This is a genomic window from Rhizobium sp. P38BS-XIX (assembly GCF_012641435.1).
Classification (GTDB): Bacteria; Pseudomonadota; Alphaproteobacteria; order Rhizobiales; family Rhizobiaceae; genus Rhizobium.
This window is the reverse complement of the sequence record NZ_JABAIJ010000001.1, coordinates 782,996-802,009: the sequence shown is the minus strand read 5'-3', so window position 1 is coordinate 802,009 and position 19,014 is coordinate 782,996. Positions and strand designations below refer to the sequence as shown.

The window sequence follows — 19,014 nt, the reverse complement described above, 5'->3', positions numbered from 1 at the left end:
GTCAGCTCTTGCCGCGATTGGGTGACGACAGCGCACGATCGCTATCGGCAGCAATGAAATCAAGGATTTCGATCACTTCCTTGCAATCCGCATATTCATCCCGGATAGCAGCGGCGTTATCCCGGATCGAACCATCGCCTTCAAAGATCGTCTTGTAGGCGCGGCGAACGCGGTGAATGACGGCGCGGTCAATACCTGCACGCGACATGCCGACAATATTGAGGCCCGAGAGCACACCCGGATTGCCATTGAGCATGCCATAAGGGATGACATCATAGCTCGCAGCGGAAAGGCCGCCGATGAACGCCTGCCGGCCGATGCGGGTAAACTGATGAACGGCACAGCCGCCGCCGAGAATGGCGCGATCCTCAACGATCACATGTCCCGCCAGCATCACGTTGTTCGACATGATGACGTTATTGCCGACGCGGCAATCATGGGCGACATGGGAATTGGCAAGGAAGAGATTGTTGTTGCCGACAATTGTCTTGCCGCCGTAGTCGGCAGTACCGGTATTGATCGTTACGCCTTCGCGGATGGTGCAGTTCTCACCGACATCCAGCGTCGTCTCTTCTCCGCCGTGATGAACACTCTGCGGATCGCCTCCGACAATCGCCATAGGAAATATCTTCGTTCCCTTGCCGATCGTCGTCCGGCCGGTCACGACCGCATGCGTCAACAGATGAACATTGTCATGCAGCACGACCTTGGGGCCGACGTGGCAGAACGGTCCGACCACGACATTCTCGCCGATGACGGCACCATCCTCAACGACCGCGAACTTATGAATGCTCGCGCTTTTTGCGATGCTGCTCATGCCTCTTTCTGATCCTTCCTCACGATCATCGCGCCGATATCGGCTTCAGCGACCAGAGAACCATCGACCTTGGCATCGCAGTGGAATTTCCAGATCGTGCCACGCTGCTTCTGCTTGACGACGTGGAACTCGACGCGGTCGCCCGGAACCACCGGCTTGCGGAAGCGGGCATTGTCGATCGTCATGAAATAAACGAGGTTGCCGCCAATCCCGTCCTTGCGCGCGCAGATCGCGCCGGCTGTCTGCGCCATACCTTCGATGAGCAGCACGCCCGGCATAATCGGCGATTCCGGGAAATGCCCGGTGAATTGCGGCTCGTTCGCCGTGACGTTCTTGATGCCGATTGCGGAATTGTCGCTATCGATCTCGATGATCTTGTCGACCATCAGAAACGGATAGCGATGCGGCAAAAGCTTCATTATTTCCAGAACGTCGGCCGACGACAACGACGTCTTGGTTTCCTCAGTCATGCTCCGCACTCCCGTCTTTCTTTTCTCTGGCTCCTGACCGCTTTGCGATCTCCGCCGATTCCCTTAGAAAATCCCACAGGGGGCGCGCTGGAAGACCAGCATAACGCTCGCCCGCCGGAATGCTGTTCATAACACCGCTCTTGGCACCGATCTGCACGCCATCACCGATATGGATATGGCCGTTCAATCCCGCCTGACCACCGATCTGCACACCGTCGCCAATCACCGTGCTACCGGCAATTCCAACCTGGCTGACGATTGCACAATGGCGACCGATACGGACGTTATGTCCGATCTGAACCTGATTGTCGATCTTCGTGCCTTCACCAATCACGGTGTCATCCATCGTGCCGCGATCGATCGTCGTATTGGCACCGATCTCGACATTATCCTGGATGATGACGCGTCCGATCTGGACGATCTTCACCATGCCGCGAGGACCCGGCGCATAGCCGAAACCATCCTGGCCGATGCGCGCGCCATTGTGGACAATAACCCCGTTACCGAGATAGGCGCAGAGCACACTCGCACCACCACCGATATTGCAGTTGCGACCGATCTTTACGCCTGGACCGATCAGCGCGTTGGCGCCGACACGTGTTCCCTCGCCGATCTCCGCACCTGCGCCGATGACCGCACCCGGCTCGACACCAACGTTGGCTTCCAGCCGTGCAGCGGGATCGATGACGGCGGTCGGCGAAATAACCGCGGGACTCGACGTGAACGCAACCGGCTGCGTTGCTTCTGGATGGAGCAAGCAACCAACAATCGCGAAATCCGTATGCGGCTTCTTCGACAGAAGAACCGGTATATGCGCGGGAATGAAGGATTTCAGCGCTGGCAGGCAAATAATCGCCGAGGCCTTGCAGGTCTCGAGCTCAGCGCGATTCTTCCGGGAAAGGATATAACAGATATCGCCTTCGCCTGCCCGATAGACAGGAGCGATAGACTTGATGGCGACCTCCGAAGAGGCCGCATCAGCCAGTTCCGCCCCAAGATGTTCAGCCAGTTGACCTAGGCTTACTCCACCATGGAGCGGGAAAAAACGTGTATGTTCCATAAGCACCAGCTCCAGAACGGTGTTCAAGCCCGCAGTTCTGGACTGCCGATATCAGAACTGGTTGGCGATGCCAAACCGGAAGTTCTCAACCTTGTCGTAGTCTTCCTTGAGAACCGGCACAGCATAGTCAACACGGATGACGCCGAACGGTGACGACCAGATCAAGCCTGCACCAAGCGAAGCGCGGATCGAGCTGTCGTTGTGCAGGATGTCACCGAACAGGTTCGCCTTGTTGCCGTAGAGCGTACCAGCATCAGCGAAGGCTGCAATGCGCAGGCCGATATCCTGGGGAACGCCCGGCATCGGCATGCTCGCTTCAGCAGAAGCCGTGAAGTAAGTCGTACCACCAAGCGGATCGCCGTTGGACGAGCGCGGGCCGATACCAGCATTCTCGAAGCCGCGAATTTCACGGCCACCGAGCGTAAACTGGTCGAAGACGTTGAGCTTCTTGTCCGTCGCCATGACGTAGCCAGCGCCGACCGTAAACGAACCGATGATATCGGCTTCGTCGCTGATCATCTTGTAGTAACGAGCCTTGCCGCTCAGCTTGTAGAAGTCGGAGTCGCCGCCGAGACCAGCATATTCATGCGTGAACTTGGCGATGATGCCTTCACGCGGAAGATTTTGGTCATCCAGCGTGTTGTAGGTGAAGGTCTGCGAAATCGTCGACTGAACCCAAGGACCGTTCTCAACGAGGTTCAGGTACGGATTGGAAAGGTTATCCTGCCAATCGTTCGTGCCATCGTAGGTCAGGCGCTTGTAGTTATAGCGCAGCGTCGTCGCCAGATTCTCGGTGATCGGCGCGGTTACGCGCAGCGAGAAGCCTTCTTCCGAATAGTCGTAGTAATCGTCGCTCGACGTCTGGTTCTTGAAGATATCGAAACCAGCAGCCAGACGGTAGCCGAGGAAGTAAGGCTCGGTGAACGAGATGTTGTACGTACGGTTGCCTTCCGTACCGGCACCAGCCGCGATACGGATGTACTGACCACGGCCAAGGAAGTTCTTTTCTTCAACCGAAGCTTCGAGCAGCAGACCACCGTTGTTGCCGACGGCGTAGCCCGCGCCGATACCGAACGAGCCGGTCGGCTGATCTTCGACGTTGACGATAACAACGACACGGTCCGGAGCGCTGCCCTGTGCCGTGGAGATGTCAACCTTCGTGAAGTAACCGAGGGCGTCGAGACGACGCTTCGCACGGGTGATCATTTCCTGGTTGAACGCATCGCCTTCGTTCAGATCGAACTCGCGGCGGATAACGTAATCGCGCGTGCGGGTGTTGCCGCGGATTTCGATACGCTCGACATAGGCGCGCTCGCCCTGGTCAACCAGATATTCGATACCGATCGTGTGGCCGCTCAGGTCACGATTGCCGCGCGGCGTGATGCGAGCAAACGGATAGCCTGCCGATGCAACGCGCTTGGAAATGTTCTCGATCGAGGTCTGAATGTCCTTGGCGCTGTAGACATCGCCCTTATGGGTGATGACGAGACCCTTCAGTTCGTCGGCATTGACGCCATCGACTGTCGATACAACATTGATATCGCCGTAGGTGTAGCGCGGACCTTCATCAACGTTGAAGTTCAGCGTGTATTCGTTGTTCTGCTCGTTCAGCGTCGCGTCGGCGCTGACGATGCGGAAGTCAGCATAGCCGTGATTGTAGTAGAACTGACGCAGGGCATCCTGGTCGGCCTGCTGCTTATCCGGGCTGTAGACGTCCTTACGGGTCAGGAACGACAGGAAGTTGCTCTTCTTGGTGCTGATCACCGAAGCGAGACGTCCGCTGCCGTAGGCCTGGTTGCCCGAGAAGTTGATCTTGTCGATCTTCGTGCGATCGCCTTCATTGATGACGAAGGCCACATTGAGACGGCCCTGCCCGACCACAGCGGTCTGCGTGGTCACCTGAACATCGTTACGACCGATGGAAGCATACGCATCCTTGATGGTTTTGATGTCGGCCTGAACGGTGGCTTCGTTGTAAGGGCCGGCAGCGTGGGTCTGAACGATACCCTCGAGCTTGTCGTCCTTGATCTTACGGTTGCCGTTGAAAACCACAGCATTGATCAGCTGGTTTTCCTTGACCGAAATGACGAGCGAGCTGCCGGAGACAGTGATATGCACATCGGAGAAGTATCCGGTTGCATAAAGCTGCTTCACGGAAGCATCGATATCGGCGGGAGAGAAGCTCTTGCCGGGCTTGATCGAGATGTTGTCACGTACGGCCGTCGCACCAATGCGCTCAGCACCCCGGACATCAACTCGCTGAATAACAGCCGCTTCCGCAACTGAGGCAGAGGCAAGGGTGATAACACCAGCGCCCGACGCAACAACACCAGCAGACAGCGCTACCGCCGACACTGCGTTCAATAATCTTGAACCAGCCTTCATTTTCACTTCTTACCTTTTTTTCAGTCGTCCCCAGCCCCGAGCGAACCCGATTCCGGCCACGTGTGTCGTTTTACCCGCTTTTGACATACAAACAAGGGAGCAAGTTAATTTCCGTTTACTTCATTTCAAAGCGTGACCCATTCGCCACTACAGCTTTGAAACATCGTAAATAAATCGTAATTTTCCTCTCGTCTTACTCCGCTAGCCTAGTCTGGAACTGATATCGTTCCACGTCGCAAACACCATGAGTGAGAGCACCATCGCAAATCCAATCCGGAAAGCGATATCCTGCGCACGCGCACCCAGAGGTTTTCCCCTTACAGCTTCAATCGCATAGAACATCAAGTGCCCGCCATCAAGTACCGGAACGGGCATCAAATTTAATAACCCTATTGAAACAGAAAGTATGGCTGCAAACTGCAACACTGCGGCGAAGCCTAAAGTCGCCATCTGGCCGGACAGCTGGGCGACCCGGATAGGTCCTCCGAGCTGATCGGCTTTCATATAGCCACCAATGACATTGCCGAGATATTCGAAGGTGCCTGAGACGATGTTGCTGGTCTGCTTTACGCCCTCGCCCAGCGCCTGAAGCGGCCCATAAGCCTCGTAGCGAAGCTTGATCGGCTTCTGGCCGTCCGTGATGCCGATGGTGGCAATTTCCGTCCGAGCGCCAAAGACATCCATTTCCTCGGACTTCTTTGGCGTCACCTTGATCTCGCGCGTTTCGCCGTTGTGCGAAACAGACAGAACGACAGGCTTATCGGCATGGGAGGCCGCATAACGCTGCACTTCGCCGATCGAGCTGACTGCATTTCCATCCACAGAAAGAATCCGGTCACCCAGTTGAAGACCCGCCGCTTCAGCGGGGCTATCGGGCGCAATCGTTGCAACGAGCGGATCGATCGGCGCAATCCCGATACTGCCGATATCCTTCTTGTTGCCGGATGCGTCGGTGCCGGTCAGCGTGTTGGCAACGATGGTGAAATCGCGCATTGCGCCCGCCCGCTGCACGGTCAGGACAATGCTCTTGCCGGGATGCTCGCTTACATAGCGGCCGATGTCGTAATAAGTCCCGACATTCTTGCCATCGACGGCAATCAGGCGATCTCCAGCCATGAGGCCGGCCTTTGCAGCCGGTCCAGCCGGCTCGATGCCGGTCACCACCGGGTCGACAAGTGCGATGCCGATACGGCCCATTTCCATCTTGTTGCCGAACTGATCGGTATCTTCGACCAGCTTCGGAACGATCGGGAAATCACGCATCTGGCCGTCTCGCTCGACAGTCAGGGTGATCGTGCGACCGGGACGAAGTCCGACATAGCGCTGCACTTCGTCAAATGTCGTTACCTTGGAGCCATCGATAGCCATCAGCCTGTCGCCAGCCTCAATACCGGCTTCGGCGGCCGCACCGTCGCGCGTCACCATGGCAACGACGGGATCGGCGACCGTGCGGCCGTATATGCCGAAAAGCAAGGCAAAGATGGCGATGGCGAGAATGAAGTTCGCGATCGGACCGGCCGCAACCGTCGCCGCCCTTTTCCACAGCTTGGCGCCGGCAAAGGATTGCGCCCGCTCCTCTTCCGTCATCGCGGAGAGCTGGTCGATATCGGTCTTGCTGGAGGCGTCCTCGTCACCGAAGAAACGGACGTAACCGCCAAGTGGAATCAGAGACAGCTTCCAGCGCGTTCCGTGACGATCGGTAAATCCGGCAATCTCCGGACCGAACCCGACCGAGAACGCCATGATGCGAATGCCGGACCAGCGGCCCACCAGATAGTGGCCCATCTCGTGCACGAAAACGAGCAGCGACAGCACAAAAATGAAGGTGATGACGTTGTTCGTCAGGAACCCGATAAAGCTTGCCGCGCTACCCATGCAACATCCTGTTCGCGTTAATTTCAGACCCCGAGCAGAACGCCGCCCAATGAAAAGGTCTCGCCGCTCATTGTCAGCGACATTACGATAGCCAACAAAAACGCTGCAAAACAAGCAAAAATTAGTCCATCGACCCGATCCATGACGCCGCCATGGCCGGGAATCAGGTGGCTGGAGTCCTTCACGCCGAACTTTCGCTTGATGAAAGACTCGAAAAGATCGCCGATCTGACTGAATACGGACAGTACCAATGCGAGAAACGGCACGCGCAGGTCATCGGCCGAGAAAAAGCTCCAGACGACAGCGGTTCCAGCGATAACAGCCGCTATAGTGCCGCCGATCGCACCCGACCATGTCTTTCCGGGCGATACGCGTGGTGCCAATTTGGCACCGCCGATGGCACGCCCGACGAAATAGGCGAAAATATCCGTTGCCCATACCGTCGCAAAAATGAACAGCATGAGGACGAAGCCGCGCAGATCGTCATCGCGAATCTCGGCCAGTGCGATCGCGGTCAACCCGGAATAAAATATTCCGCCGGGCAGCCACCAGCTCTTTTGGCGAATTGCGACCATGATCGCCGTGACAATCACAAAGGCGGCAAGAACCTCGATGGAGTAGACCGATTCGCTCATGACAGTGGCGATGGCGATCAAGACGACGCCAAGCCAGCCCAGCGCGTTTCCCTGGGCGTCACGGCCGTGCAGATCGGTGATCGTAGACCATTCATAATAGATCAGCAGGCCGATGACGGCCGCGAGGATGCGAAAACAGATGCCGCCGTACCAAGTAGCGGCAAGGACAACCACGGCAAGAATGATGCCGGAAATGATACGCAGCCTGAGTTCGCGGCTCATTACGACCCCACAGCCGCCGCCGGCTTGGCGGAAAGACCGCCAAAACGCCGGTCGCGCGCGGCATATTTCTCCAGCGCTGAAAAAAAGAGGTCTCGGCTAAAATCGGGCCAGTATTCCGGCATGAACATGAATTCCGAATAGGCGGCCTGCCAGAGCAGGAAGTTCGACAGCCGCTCCTCGCCGCTCGTGCGGATGATCAGGTCCGGATCGGGTATGCCGGCGGTATCCAGCCGGGCACCCACCAGCTCAGCACTGATATCCTGCGGACGCAGCCGCCCTGCTTCGACATCCTTGGCGAGGCTTGCGAAAGCGCGTGTGATCTCGTCACGCGAGCCGTAATTGAACGCAATGACCAGCGTGAGCGACGTATTGTCCCTGGTCGTTTCCTCGGCTTCGATCAGAAGCGGCAGAATGTCTCCACGCAGATTGCTGCGGTCGCCAATCACGCGGATCCGCACATTCTGGCGATGAAGCTCCGCAAGGTCACGCCGGATGAAGGCCTTGAGCAGGCCGAGGAGATCGGTGACCTCGGTCTCCGGCCGACGCCAGTTCTCGGAGGAGAAGGCAAACAGCGTCAGATATTTTATGCCGATATCACCGGCCGCCCTCACCGTTTCCCGGACAGCCTCCACGCCCTTGCGGTGGCCCATGGTGCGCGGCAGGCCGCGCGCGTTGGCCCAACGCCCGTTGCCATCCATGATGATGGCAACGTGTTCGGGTACGACGGAAAACGTAGGTGCTGACATATGGATCCGGTTTTGTTCGGCAGAAGACGATCTGGCCTCGTAATCTAGGGCGCGATCATCGCTTTCAATGGTTGCAAATCGAAAGCGCGATGGCCCCAGCCTACGATCAGACCTGCATGATTTCCTTTTCTTTGTCGGCTAGCAAGCGGTCGACTTCCGAAATCGTATCATCGGTCATCTTCTGCACACGCTCGGACAGAGAACGGCTTTCGTCCTGGCCGATTACGCCATCCTTTTCGGTCTTTTTGAGACCATCCATGCCGTCGCGACGAACATGGCGAATCGCAACCTTGGCCTTTTCGGCATATTCATGCGCGACCTTGACCAGCGAGCGGCGACGCTCCTCATTGAGTTCCGGCAGCGGAATACGCAGATTCTGACCGTCCATGATCGGGTTGAGGCCGAGGTTGGACTCGCGGATCGCCCGCTCGACGGCACCAACCATCGACTTGTCCCAGACCGATACGGTCAACATGCGCGGTTCCGGCACAGTGATGTTGGCAACCTGGTTCAGCGGCATGCGCGAGCCGTAGGCTTCGATCGTGACCGGATCCAGAATGTTGGCGGAGGCGCGCCCGGTGCGCAGCGAGGCGATATCGCTCTTGAATGCCGCGATAGCGCCATCCATGCGGCGCTTCAGTTCCTTAAGGTCGGTGGCATCACTCATTTCCATACTCCCCTGTAATAAGGCGACACCGGGCAACCCGGCGCCACAGGAATGTCAGTTGTCTGATACGATGGTCTTGCGGCCACCGCCGGTCAAGATTTCCGCAAAGCCGCCCTTCTCGTGAATCGAGAAAACGATGATCGGAATTGCGTTTTCGCGCGCGAGCGCCACGGCGGCCACATCCATGACCGCCAATCCCTTTTCCAGCACCTGACTATGGGTCAGATGCTCAAACCGTTCGGCATCGGGGAATTTCTTCGGATCGGCAGAATAGATGCCGTCGACCTGTGTCCCCTTGAAGATCGCCTGTGCGCCCATCTCGGCGGCACGCAGCGCGGCTGCAGAATCAGTGGTGAAGAACGGGTTGCCGGTGCCACCGGCGAAGATCACGACGCGCCCCAGCGACAGGTGATAAAGCGTCGCGCGCTGCGAGAAGCTTTCGCAGATCTCGGGCATGGAAATCGCCGAAAGCACGACAGTCTCGATATCGAGCTTACGCAATGACGTTGCCAGAGCCAGCGCGTTGATGACGGTCCCCAGCATGCCCATATGGTCGCCGGTCACGCGGTCGCCACCCTTGGAGGCCACGGCGACGCCGCGGAAGATGTTGCCTCCGCCCACGACAACGCCAACCTCGACGCCCATCGCACGGGCTTCCGAAATATCGGAAGCAATCCGGTCAGCGACCGTGACGTCGATACCGAAACCCTGGCTACCCATGAGGGCTTCGCCGGAGGCCTTGAGCAATACGCGCTTGTAGATCGGCTGAGACATCGTGGCTCCTTGAAGTGATCGTCGGGGGAATGATTGTGAATGCCGGATACACGAAGGGCACCGCGTTGTCACGCGATGCCCATACGTTTTCCCTGATATGGTTTCACCAATCCGGGATATGATTTCTTTTCGCTATCAGCCCTTGGCGACGGCAGCAACTTCGGCAGCGAAGTCGCTTTCTTCCTTTTCGACGCCTTCGCCGAGCAGCAGACGAGCCATGCCGACGACTTCGATCGGGGCGCCGGCGGTCTTTTCAGCTTCCTTGATGGCAGCACCGACCGTCAGGTCCGGGTTGATGACGAAAGCCTGCGAGAGAAGAGCAACTTCCTCGAAGAACTTGCGCATGCGGCCTTCAACCATCTTTTCGATGATGGCTTCCGGCTTGCCGGATTCGCGGGACTGCTCGATGAAGACGTTGCGTTCGCGCTCGGCGACGGCAGCATCGACTTCTTCGGCGCGGATAGCGAGCGGATTGGTAGCAGCAATGTGCATGGCAACCTGGCGGCCGATCGACGTCAGAACAGCCTTGTCACCGACAGACTTCAGAGCGACGAGAACGCCGAGCTTGCCGATGCCGTCGCCGGCAGCGTTGTGGATGTAGGTCGCAACGACGCCGTGCTCGACTTCGAGCTTGGCGGCACGACGAAGCGTCATGTTTTCGCCGATGGTCGCGATAGCGTCCTTGACGGTGTCGACGACCGGCTTGCCCGATGCAGGATAGGTTGCAGCCGAAATGGCTTCGACCGTGCCGTTGGTGGACAGCGCGACTTCGGCGATACCGCGAGCGAGGTCCTGGAAGGCATCGTTACGGGCAACGAAGTCGGTTTCGGAGTTGAGCTCGACGACGACAGCCTTGTGGCCGGCGCCAGCGATGGCAACCAGGCCTTCAGCGGCGGTGCGGCCGGACTTCTTGTCTGCCTTGGAGATGCCCTTGGCACGAAGCCAGTCGATCGCGGCTTCGATATCGCCGTTCGTCTCGGTCAGCGCCTTCTTGCAGTCCATCATGCCTGCGCCAGACTTTTCGCGCAGTTCTTTCACCAGTGCAGCCGTAATCTCGGTCATGAGCTTCCTCTTGTCGGTTCATACGGTGCGGCAAACGACATCAAGCCGAAGCGGCACCGATTTGAGGGACGAAATGTACCCGTAAGTATGACAGCGTTATGAAGCAGCGTCATACTGTGGAATTCTGTTTGGAACGTGCCTGGATTTACCGCCTACAGCGCCGTGCGTCACAAGTGACGCGCAAAGGTCGCTGTAGCTTTTTAAATCCGCTGCATAATTTCACCCTTAAATCGATCTCGATTTAAGGAATTGTGCAGTAGGTAAGGCGTTATCCAAAACGCGATAAGGCCGCTCGAACTTGTTGAAGTCGCAAACGGCCTTATCCCGGATGTCATTGCGCTTGGGCGGACAGCCTACTGCCCGCCTCGAGGCGCGATCAGGCTTCGGTGCCGTCCGCCAGGGTCGGCTCGATCGGGGCTTCCTCGGAAGCGCCGAGATCACGGCCGGATGCACCCTGCTGGCGAGCGATGCCGTCGATGGCAGCGCGGGAGATCAGGTCGCAGTAGAGAGCGATGGCGCGCGAAGCGTCGTCGTTGCCCGGGATCGGGTAGTCGATCAGGTCCGGATCGCAGTTCGAGTCGATGATGGCAACGACCGGGATGCCGAGGCGCTTGGCTTCGTCGATCGCGATCTTTTCCTTGTTGGTGTCGATGATGAACATCAGGTCCGGCGTGCCGCCCATGTCCTTGATACCGCCGAGGGCCTTGTCGAGCTTTTCGCGTTCGCGCTCAAGGTTCAGACGCTCCTTCTTGGTGAAGCCCTGGGCTTCGCCGGAGAGGATTTCGTCGAGCTTGCGCAGACGCTGGATCGAGTTGGAGATCGTCTTCCAGTTGGTCATCATGCCGCCGAGCCAGCGGGCGTTGACGTAGTACTGAGCCGAGCGCTTTGCGCTGTCGGCGATCAGTTCAGACGCCTGACGCTTGGTGCCGACGAAAAGAACGCGGCCGCCGCGAGCAACGGTGTCGCTGACAACCTGCAGGGCGCGGCTCAGCATCGGAACCGTCTGAGCGAGGTCGATGATGTGGATGTTGTTACGATCGCCGAAAATGTAAGGCTTCATCTTCGGGTTCCAGCGGTGCGTCTGGTGGCCGAAGTGAACACCTGCTTCAAGAAGCTGGCGCATAGAAAAATCGGGCAATGCCATGCCTGTATATCCTTTTCCGGTTGAACCTCCGCAAGGCGAACAGCACCCTCTTCGAGGATGCCACCGGGCGGAACCATCCGGATTTCTCCCGGACAATCCCATGCCTTACGTGTGGAATGCGGGTGGCCATACAGTCGATTTGCCGGGAATGCAAGGCTTTGGTCTAAAAAAGAACGCTTACCCTGCCCTTTAAGCTGCCAATTTATTCAGTAGCGCCAACATGACGTTGGCATCCGGCATCGGCAGGACCGCATCGATTTCAGCGGGTAGCAAGCCGGCAATCGCGCTGTCGGCATCGCCGGTGGCCGTTCCGAGCGGTCCGCGAAATCCGTGCTTCGTCCAGGCAAGCTCCTGCAGCCGCGAGCTGATCAGAGCATCGATCATGCGATCGACCTGCTCATCGATCGCGATCAGCGGATGTGCCGAATACACTGTCGGGTGCGGGTAGAGCACGACGGGCTTGGCGCCGTTGCTGGACTGTATCCGTTTCCAGCGCTGCGGATCGGCAAGAATCCATTCCACCAACTGATTCTCGTAGCCGACGATCATCGGCTCTCCGCCGATCCCGCCTGCGAGATATTGCTCGAAGAGCTTTCCTGACGATGAGGATTTGAAGCCCATGTTGCGGAAGATCGCCTGTGCCTTGTCGCCGAACTGGGCGAGATTGCCGGCACTCGCCACATTGCCGCTCATCAGGCTCAGCACCAGCCCGGCGAACATGAAGCCGGAATTCGAGCGATTGGGATCCGTCGAGACGATCCGAGTCTGCCCGTATAGTGCATTGACGCCGAGCTTGGACCAGCTTGCGCCTGATAGCACGGCGTCCAGGAAGGATTTCAGGTCAAGCTGATGCTGACCTTCAGGCGTGGTGGTGACAAGCCCCGCCTTCGTCAGGCCATCGACCACGGGCTGCCAGGAATAGACAACCACGGGCGTGTTGAGAATGACGCGGTCGTTGCGGATCTTGATACCGCTTTGTCGGGCGATATCGACCATGATCGAGGACGACGGCCAGAGGAAGGCCGGGTTCTGCGACAGGAGCGCCTGCTCGCGCACCATCTCGACCGAGCCGGCGACACGGCTGTTGATCTCCAATGCGTAACCGCGCAGCGCGCTGATCACATCGGCATCGGCGAGGAAGGCTTCCTTCTCGCCGCCGATGAAACCGAAGAGCTTGGTGGTATTTCCAAGCAAGCCTTGCAGCTCCGGCCTGTCCTTGACGGCAAAATAGCCACCGGTACCGGCAGCCCCAGCGGCAAGAAGCCCTACTCCAAAAGCGCGGCGGGAAATGGCCATCAGCGTCCTATATCCTCTTTGAGCGAGGCTTGTATCAGCCGCAACTCCGTATCAAGCGTATCGAGCTTGTCATCGACAAGGCTGTCCGAATAGTGGACGAAGGCGTCCTCGAGTTTGGTCAGGACCAGATCGACTTCCTGCAAACGAGCGGCATCGGGCTGGCGCTTCGCCTCGATCACGGCAAACCCCTCCGCCACTTCTGCTGCCCGCGGCAGGTAGTAGCTGAGGAAACGCCTGACCGTACCGGCACTTTCCGGGTTCTCCTCGACCTTCGCAAAGACATCTGCGGCGATTTCAGCGAGATGGCTCACTCGCTTTGCCGTTTGCTTGCTGCCGATCGCGGCGGCCGATGCCTCCAGCCTGCGAGCCGCCGGCGCCGCGGAGTTCAGGAGATCGCGGGCAAACTCGAGCCGACCCTTGCCGATCACCCTGGCGTCCAGCCCTTCGAAAAGGCCACGCGGCGCGAGCACGAAGACAAGGCCGACAAAAACCAACAGCCCGATGATCGCCGCAATCCAAATCGGCATGGCGGCGACAAAACTCAGGACAGGAATGACGATCGCAGCGGCAAGCCCCGCCACGATCCAATTCCAGTCATTGCCGAACCAATTGCGCATTATCGTCCTAGAGCAGTTCCGATAGAGATGCGAAGCGGTTTGGCTCCGTCCGGAATTGCGAGAAAACAAACATATAGAGCATGTCTGCGGCTCCGTTTAAGACAGACATGCTCTAGTTATAACCACGCACTGCCCGGAATGCGCTGACCAGATCACCACGGCCGTCGAACACCCGCGCCGACGTGCCCTGTGCCAAGGTATCCAGCTGACGCTTGTCCGCATCGCCGAAAGTGATACCGAACACCGGCACGTGCGGATTGACGGCTGCCCATCGGCTCATGAAATCACCATTGGCATCATCGGACTTTCCATCGGTCATGATGACGATCGCCGGCAGAAAGGACGATAGATCACGCGTCGACTTGATCCAGTCAAGCGCCCTGCTTGCACAGGCATACATATCGGTACCGCCGCCGGCGTGTTGCCGTGAGACCCTGTCGACAAGAGCTTTCTGCTGAGCAGGGTCTCCCGTTCCTTCGAAGGTGCCCCGCACATTCGCATCGAACGGAATGACCATGATGCGATCAGCCGGCGTCCATTGTGCCAGAACCTTGCCCGTCTCATCTGGGTTGAACAGAAAGCGCATCGCCGACTGCAGCTGGCTCTCACCCTCACCCGCCATCGAACCCGAGAAATCGAGGCAGAGCGCGGTCAGCGATGGTTTACGCAATGTCACCTGATAGAGATCAAGAGCCTGGCGAATGACCGTTGGCTCCGGCATGCGGATGGCTGTGACGAGCCGCGTCGGATCGAAATTCCAAGACGGATCGGGCTTTGCGGCAACATCGGCAAGAGGAATACGCCGTCCCGTATCGGCAATCTGCTTCTGGACCGGCGCCGAGCGCAAATACTCGACCAGCTGATTGAAGAAGGTCTCCACCTCCTGCCCCCGCCCATGATCGATGAAGCCGATCGGCGAATCGGCGACAACGACACCGTCTGCGGGATAGATGGCATAGAGCGGCTCCTTGCCCATGCCCGTCAGCTTGTCGTTGGTCTCCTTCAGCAACGCCTCGTAATTCCACATGGCGTCGTAAACCACGCCCTTCGCGGCCGAGTCGGTATAGAGATCCGCAAGCCAGCCGGAAGAGCCGGAAGAGCGCTCCACGCCGGCGAGCAGCGAGCGAACAGCGCCCTGGACATCCGGCTTGTCGAGGTCACCGGGCTCGATGACAGGCTTGTTGCCGAGCGCGCTCGACAGCATGCCGAGATAGGCGCTTGCGCCGGAATTCGATTGCGTCGCCGACGTCATCAGGAATTTCAGCGAGCCGTTTTTCACCGCCGCCAATATATCCTTCATATAGACGGGCTTGCCGATCCAGCCGAGGGCCTGCGCCTTGGATTTACGGACACCGAGAATAACGGGCATCTGTGCCACCGATGTCGGCGACTTCACGCGGCGCTTGACGTCGAACATATCGACCCAGACGCTCGACGCGGGCCATACGGCATCCTGCGTCACACCCTGATCGCTTTGCAATGCCAAGCCGATATCGAGCGTTCCTTCATAGGAAAAAGTGCAGGTCGCCTTCTTTTCCTTGCAGAATTGCTCAACGATCGGTTGGAGCACCGTGTTTTCAGAGCCGGAGATAATGGAAAACTTCGGTCCCGATCCGCCGACATCGCAGCCGCTCAAGGCAAGGGCTGCAGCCAGCGTCAGGCCGGTGACGAATGTGCGGAGTGTCATGCGAATTACCGCGCCTCGATCATTGCTTTCTTGAGTTCAATGGTCATTTTCTGCATCCGCTGCTCGGCCTCGGCGCGCTTGGCGCGGCCATCCTCCTGCACCTTGAGCACACCGCCGATCGTATCGATCAGGTCGCGGTTGGCCGCAGCCAGCGTGTCGATATCGACGATACCGCGCTGAGATTGCTGTTCGATGGCAATCGCCTGATCCTTCATCATCTTCGACGCCTGACGGATCATGTCGTTCGTGGCGTCCGTCACCGTCTTCTGCAATTCGAGAGCCGACTTCTGCTGGGTAAGACCGAGCAGGATCACCATTTTCTGCTTCCATGCCGGCACCGTCAGCGCCGAGGTCGCCTGCAAATTCTCGATCAACGTCTCGTCACCCGCCTGGACGATGCGGATCTGCGGCAATTGCTGGATGCCGAGCTGGCGGGCCTGCTGCAAATAGAAGACCCGCTTTTCCAGCCGGTCGAGCGCTTGAACGCTGTCTTGATAGATCTGTGCTTCCAGCATACCGCCGCCGGGATTGGCAGAGGCGGCGTCGGCCGCACTCTTCAGGCGCGGAAGTTCGGTCGTGCGAAAGCGATCGGCAAACTCCTTGCCGGCCTGCACATAGGCATCGAGCCGAACGATGGATTGCTTGGTTTCTTCGTGCAGGTCGTCAAGCAGCGCGATGTCCCTGCGCAGGACATCCTTGTGACGATCGAGCTCGAGCCCGATGCGATCGATCTGGCCGGCGACGTCTTCGAACTGTTCCTTGAAGCGTTCGAGCCTTGCACGGAACGATGAGAACATGCGCGAGAGGAATCCCTCATCCTTCAGCGACGCCGGATCCAGCTTCTTCGACTTGACGATGATATCGGTCAGAAGTTTGCCGACCTCGCCAAGATCGCGATTGCGGACTTCACGCAGGATGCGATCGGAATAATCGGACACGGACTGCTGGGCGCGATCCCCATAAACGGAAATGCCAGCGCGATCGGTCAGGTCGATCGTATCACCAATGCGGGCGATCTCGGCAGGGTCCGCCGTGACGACCGGCAGCGTGTTGTTGGAACCGGTGGAAGTTTCGACATTGCTCATGGATCGCGCTTTCTCGTCGATAATACGGAGCCGACCGCAAAAAACCGTCAATCGCCCCCAGACGATCCACCCCCGCGCGCCCCACTACAATTCCTGATCGGCACGGGTGAACGCAAGACTCACCCACACGTGCCGATAGTTCCACAGCATAATGACGCTTGGATTACAGTTTTATGACAGTGATTTTATGTTTTGGACGCAACGCAGGCGCGAGCTATTGGCACGCCTTGTTGTCGAGAACCTCAAGCTTGGTCAGCTTGCCGGTAAGTACGAAGTCGCCGTAATCCATGGTCAGATCGCGCGTGATGCCGTTCTCGTAGAGCTTGAACGACATGCGGTAGACCGGGGTGGCATCGCCCACCGACTTCTCGTTGAAGTAGGCGACCGTGACGGGCCAGAACGGCGTCTTTGAAAAAGCGCCGGCCTTGTCGGCATCGGGGTCGTCGGTGGCGGGCGTCTCCTGCTTGCCGACGACAGTGGTTGCGATGAGCGGCTTGTCGCCATCGTCCGAACCGTCAAACACCTGCGCCTCGAAGAAATTCTTGCCGAGCTTGGCGTTTTGAATGATGTCGAGCATGTGCTCGGTGGGGAAACGGCTCTGGATAAGCTCGACCTGCTTGTTGTGGGGCTGGGTCAGGTCGACCTTGATGCCCTTCTGGTCGTCGGTCGCAGCGCCGCGCACATCCTTGTCCAGCTGGCTGTCGGTGTATGATTTCGTTTCGAAGCGGAACACGCGCTTTGCCAGATCTTCGAATGTCGTCGTCTGCTGATCGCTGACCCGGGTGGAATCGCCCGTATCGATTTGCGTCACGAAACGGAAATTCGTCGTGAATCCGGTGCAATCGGAGCCTTCGAACTCATAGACCATGCGGCCGACCATGCCGGAAATACCCGATCGGTCCGACGCGTCCTTCAATTCGAGATCGTAGACGGCGCGATGAGCGATCAGGCCGCTCGGACCGGCCGCGTAGGCTGACGAAGTTCCCAGTGACAGAATGCTCAGGCCCGAAACGACGGTGGCAGCAAGACTCGAGCGGAACATTCATTATCTCCTGTTGGACTCGCACGCGATGTTATAAGAACGCTTTCGGCTAAAACGAGGCTGCCGATCCTAAGTGACGGAATTTAGTCTTGATGCCGGATTTTTGAAGTTTTTACAACAAAACGGGAGATGAAAATGTCCGACGCAATTGAAGGTCGCCTCAAGGAACTCGGGATCGTTCTGCCTCAGGCCGCCGCACCGGCCGCCAACTATGTTCCTTATGTCATCAGCGGCAATCTTCTTTATCTGTCGGGTCAGTTGCCGATGGAAAACGGCAAGATCGGTGTCACCGGTCATCTCGGCAAGGACGTCGACGTCGCAGATGGCCAGCGCGCGGCCGAACTGTGCGCCATCAACATTCTTGCACAGGCGAAGGCGGCACTCGGCGGCGATCTCGGCCGGATCAAGCGCCTTATCAAGCTGAACGGCTTCGTTGCCTCGACCCCGGATTTCGTCGAACAACATCTTGTGATCAACGGCGCCTCCAATCTTCTGGCAAATGTACTCGGCGAAGCCGGCAAGCATGCCCGCGCCGCTGTCGGCATGGCGGCGCTGCCGCTCAATGCCGCCGTTGAAATCGATGCCATTCTGGAAATTGCATGATGAGCAAGCTTGCCTGGTTGACCGAGCGTCCCGTCGCCCATCGCGGCTATCATGACATGAACAAGCAGATCTGGGAGAACACGCTCTCTGCCTTCAGCCGCGCCATCGAGGCGGGTTTCTCCATCGAATGCGACCTGCACTACGCCTCGGACGGCGTTCCGATCGTTTTCCACGACGACGATCTCCAGCGCGTCTGCAACCTGCCCGGCGAAGTGCGTGAGCGCACCTCGGCAGAGCTCGGTCTGCTTTCGATCGGCGGCACCGAGGACAAGATCCCGACACTGAAGCAGCTGCTGCAGCTTTGCGATGGCAAAGTACCCCTCGTGCTTGAGCTGAAGGGACGCGAAGGTGATGACGATGGCTTTGCGGAAGCTGTTCTTGACGTGCTCGAAGGTTACAAGGGCCATGTCGCGCTGATGAGCTTCGACCATTGGCTGCTCAAGGACCTTAAGGCTCTGGAGGCACGCTATCCGGTGGGGTTGACGGCAGAAGGAAACAAGCCCGAGACATTTTTTCAGCATGACGAAGCCATGCATCTTGGGCTAGACTTCATTTCGTACTTCTACGGCCACCTGCCGAACCCCTTCGTCACGGCGCAGCGCCAGCGCGACATTCCGGTCATTACCTGGACCGTGCGCGACGAGGCGGCCCGCAAACACACATTTGCCAATGCAGACCAGATGACCTTCGAAGGTTTTGATCCGCGCATAGCCTCGTAAATCGGGACCGATAGACGGAAGGTTACGCGCCACTTGAAATGCCGCTGCGCTCCCAACGCGTCCTGCCGGACGCAAGGCGCAGCAGCCAGAGCCCCGTTCCTTCCTTGT

General features: G+C 58.2%; 18 protein-coding genes. 2 read left to right on the top strand and 16 right to left on the bottom strand.

Going from position 1 to position 19,014, the window contains the following annotated elements; genetic code table 11:
• Position 1: 1 nt before the first annotated feature.
• From lpxA to HGP17_RS03865, 16 genes are all read right to left on the bottom strand, one after another.
• Entirely contained in the window at positions 2–817 is an 816-nt protein-coding gene (lpxA, locus tag HGP17_RS03940) for an acyl-ACP--UDP-N-acetylglucosamine O-acyltransferase (protein ID WP_168806112.1), read from the bottom strand.
• A complete protein-coding gene (fabZ, locus tag HGP17_RS03935; protein ID WP_168806110.1) occupies positions 814–1,287 on the bottom strand; it encodes a 3-hydroxyacyl-ACP dehydratase FabZ in 474 nt (157 codons plus the stop codon). The genes lpxA and fabZ overlap by 4 nt, the downstream gene beginning before the upstream one ends.
• Complete coding sequence (gene lpxD, locus HGP17_RS03930) at positions 1,280–2,347, bottom strand: UDP-3-O-(3-hydroxymyristoyl)glucosamine N-acyltransferase (protein WP_168806108.1); 1,068 nt, start codon at positions 2,345–2,347, stop codon at positions 1,280–1,282. The genes fabZ and lpxD overlap by 8 nt, the downstream gene beginning before the upstream one ends.
• A gap of 51 nt (positions 2,348–2,398) precedes the next feature.
• A complete protein-coding gene (gene bamA, locus HGP17_RS03925; RefSeq protein WP_168806106.1) occupies positions 2,399–4,732 on the bottom strand; it encodes an outer membrane protein assembly factor BamA in 2,334 nt (777 codons plus the stop codon).
• Between the two features lie 201 nt (positions 4,733–4,933).
• Positions 4,934–6,607 carry an RIP metalloprotease RseP gene (gene rseP, locus HGP17_RS03920; RefSeq protein WP_168806104.1) on the bottom strand — a complete coding sequence of 558 codons (1,674 nt, stop codon included), beginning with the start codon at positions 6,605–6,607 and terminating at the stop codon, positions 4,934–4,936.
• A 23-nt stretch (positions 6,608–6,630) separates the two neighbouring features.
• Entirely contained in the window at positions 6,631–7,464 is an 834-nt protein-coding gene (locus tag HGP17_RS03915) for a phosphatidate cytidylyltransferase (RefSeq protein ID WP_168806102.1), read from the bottom strand.
• Positions 7,464–8,210, bottom strand: a complete 747-nt coding sequence (locus HGP17_RS03910; RefSeq protein ID WP_168806100.1) for an isoprenyl transferase — start codon at positions 8,208–8,210, stop codon at positions 7,464–7,466. Before HGP17_RS03910 ends, HGP17_RS03915 begins: the two co-directional genes overlap by 1 nt.
• Before the next feature lie 106 nt (positions 8,211–8,316).
• Positions 8,317–8,877: a ribosome recycling factor gene (gene frr, locus HGP17_RS03905; RefSeq protein ID WP_168806098.1), complete on the bottom strand. Its 561-nt coding sequence runs from the start codon at positions 8,875–8,877 to the stop codon at positions 8,317–8,319.
• A 54-nt stretch (positions 8,878–8,931) separates the two neighbouring features.
• Positions 8,932–9,651: a UMP kinase gene (gene pyrH / locus HGP17_RS03900; RefSeq protein WP_168806096.1), complete on the bottom strand. Its 720-nt coding sequence runs from the start codon at positions 9,649–9,651 to the stop codon at positions 8,932–8,934.
• Positions 9,652–9,786: 135 nt separating this feature from the next.
• Positions 9,787–10,713 (bottom strand): translation elongation factor Ts, encoded by a 927-nt coding sequence (tsf, locus tag HGP17_RS03895; protein ID WP_168806094.1) that lies wholly within the window; start codon positions 10,711–10,713, stop codon positions 9,787–9,789.
• 376 nt (positions 10,714–11,089) lie between these two features.
• Positions 11,090–11,857, bottom strand: a complete 768-nt coding sequence (rpsB, locus tag HGP17_RS03890) for a 30S ribosomal protein S2 (protein ID WP_004118763.1) — start codon at positions 11,855–11,857, stop codon at positions 11,090–11,092.
• A gap of 189 nt (positions 11,858–12,046) precedes the next feature.
• On the bottom strand, positions 12,047–13,153 hold the full coding sequence (locus HGP17_RS03885) for a substrate-binding domain-containing protein (protein WP_168806092.1): 1,107 nt from the start codon (positions 13,151–13,153) through the stop codon (positions 12,047–12,049).
• Positions 13,153–13,770, bottom strand: a complete 618-nt coding sequence (locus HGP17_RS03880) for a 5-bromo-4-chloroindolyl phosphate hydrolysis family protein (RefSeq protein ID WP_168806090.1) — start codon at positions 13,768–13,770, stop codon at positions 13,153–13,155. The genes HGP17_RS03885 and HGP17_RS03880 overlap by 1 nt, the downstream gene beginning before the upstream one ends.
• Before the next feature lie 112 nt (positions 13,771–13,882).
• Positions 13,883–15,457: a VWA domain-containing protein gene (locus tag HGP17_RS03875; protein WP_168806088.1), complete on the bottom strand. Its 1,575-nt coding sequence runs from the start codon at positions 15,455–15,457 to the stop codon at positions 13,883–13,885.
• 5 nt (positions 15,458–15,462) lie between these two features.
• Entirely contained in the window at positions 15,463–16,542 is a 1,080-nt protein-coding gene (locus HGP17_RS03870) for a toxic anion resistance protein (RefSeq protein ID WP_168806086.1), read from the bottom strand.
• Between the two features lie 214 nt (positions 16,543–16,756).
• The gene (locus HGP17_RS03865; protein ID WP_168806084.1) at positions 16,757–17,584 is read right to left on the bottom strand and encodes a cell envelope integrity EipB family protein; all 828 of its coding nucleotides are present in this window, start codon (positions 17,582–17,584) and stop codon (positions 16,757–16,759) included.
• Between the two features lie 135 nt (positions 17,585–17,719).
• Here HGP17_RS03865 and HGP17_RS03860 point away from each other — a divergent pair, with 135 nt between their 5' ends.
• Positions 17,720–18,187 (top strand): RidA family protein, encoded by a 468-nt coding sequence (locus HGP17_RS03860; protein ID WP_168806082.1) that lies wholly within the window; start codon positions 17,720–17,722, stop codon positions 18,185–18,187.
• Positions 18,187–18,906: a glycerophosphodiester phosphodiesterase gene (locus HGP17_RS03855; RefSeq protein ID WP_168808078.1), complete on the top strand. Its 720-nt coding sequence runs from the start codon at positions 18,187–18,189 to the stop codon at positions 18,904–18,906. Before HGP17_RS03860 ends, HGP17_RS03855 begins: the two co-directional genes overlap by 1 nt.
• The last annotated feature ends 108 nt before the right edge of the window (positions 18,907–19,014 follow it).

Coding starts and splice junctions, on each gene's coding strand:
- lpxA (WP_168806112.1), bottom strand. CDS start 817: ATGAGCAGCATCGCAAAAAGCGCGAGCATTCATAAGTTCGCGGTCGTT.
- fabZ (WP_168806110.1), bottom strand. CDS start 1,287: ATGACTGAGGAAACCAAGACGTCGTTGTCGTCGGCCGACGTTCTGGAA.
- lpxD (WP_168806108.1), bottom strand. CDS start 2,347: ATGGAACATACACGTTTTTTCCCGCTCCATGGTGGAGTAAGCCTAGGT.
- bamA (WP_168806106.1), bottom strand. CDS start 4,732: ATGAAGGCTGGTTCAAGATTATTGAACGCAGTGTCGGCGGTAGCGCTG.
- rseP (WP_168806104.1), bottom strand. CDS start 6,607: ATGGGTAGCGCGGCAAGCTTTATCGGGTTCCTGACGAACAACGTCATC.
- HGP17_RS03915 (WP_168806102.1), bottom strand. CDS start 7,464: ATGAGCCGCGAACTCAGGCTGCGTATCATTTCCGGCATCATTCTTGCC.
- HGP17_RS03910 (WP_168806100.1), bottom strand. CDS start 8,210: ATGTCAGCACCTACGTTTTCCGTCGTACCCGAACACGTTGCCATCATC.
- frr (WP_168806098.1), bottom strand. CDS start 8,877: ATGAGTGATGCCACCGACCTTAAGGAACTGAAGCGCCGCATGGATGGC.
- pyrH (WP_168806096.1), bottom strand. CDS start 9,651: ATGTCTCAGCCGATCTACAAGCGCGTATTGCTCAAGGCCTCCGGCGAA.
- tsf (WP_168806094.1), bottom strand. CDS start 10,713: ATGACCGAGATTACGGCTGCACTGGTGAAAGAACTGCGCGAAAAGTCT.
- rpsB (WP_004118763.1), bottom strand. CDS start 11,857: ATGGCATTGCCCGATTTTTCTATGCGCCAGCTTCTTGAAGCAGGTGTT.
- HGP17_RS03885 (WP_168806092.1), bottom strand. CDS start 13,153: ATGGCCATTTCCCGCCGCGCTTTTGGAGTAGGGCTTCTTGCCGCTGGG.
- HGP17_RS03880 (WP_168806090.1), bottom strand. CDS start 13,770: ATGCGCAATTGGTTCGGCAATGACTGGAATTGGATCGTGGCGGGGCTT.
- HGP17_RS03875 (WP_168806088.1), bottom strand. CDS start 15,457: ATGACACTCCGCACATTCGTCACCGGCCTGACGCTGGCTGCAGCCCTT.
- HGP17_RS03870 (WP_168806086.1), bottom strand. CDS start 16,542: ATGAGCAATGTCGAAACTTCCACCGGTTCCAACAACACGCTGCCGGTC.
- HGP17_RS03865 (WP_168806084.1), bottom strand. CDS start 17,584: ATGTTCCGCTCGAGTCTTGCTGCCACCGTCGTTTCGGGCCTGAGCATT.
- HGP17_RS03860 (WP_168806082.1), top strand. CDS start 17,720: ATGTCCGACGCAATTGAAGGTCGCCTCAAGGAACTCGGGATCGTTCTG.
- HGP17_RS03855 (WP_168808078.1), top strand. CDS start 18,187: ATGAGCAAGCTTGCCTGGTTGACCGAGCGTCCCGTCGCCCATCGCGGC.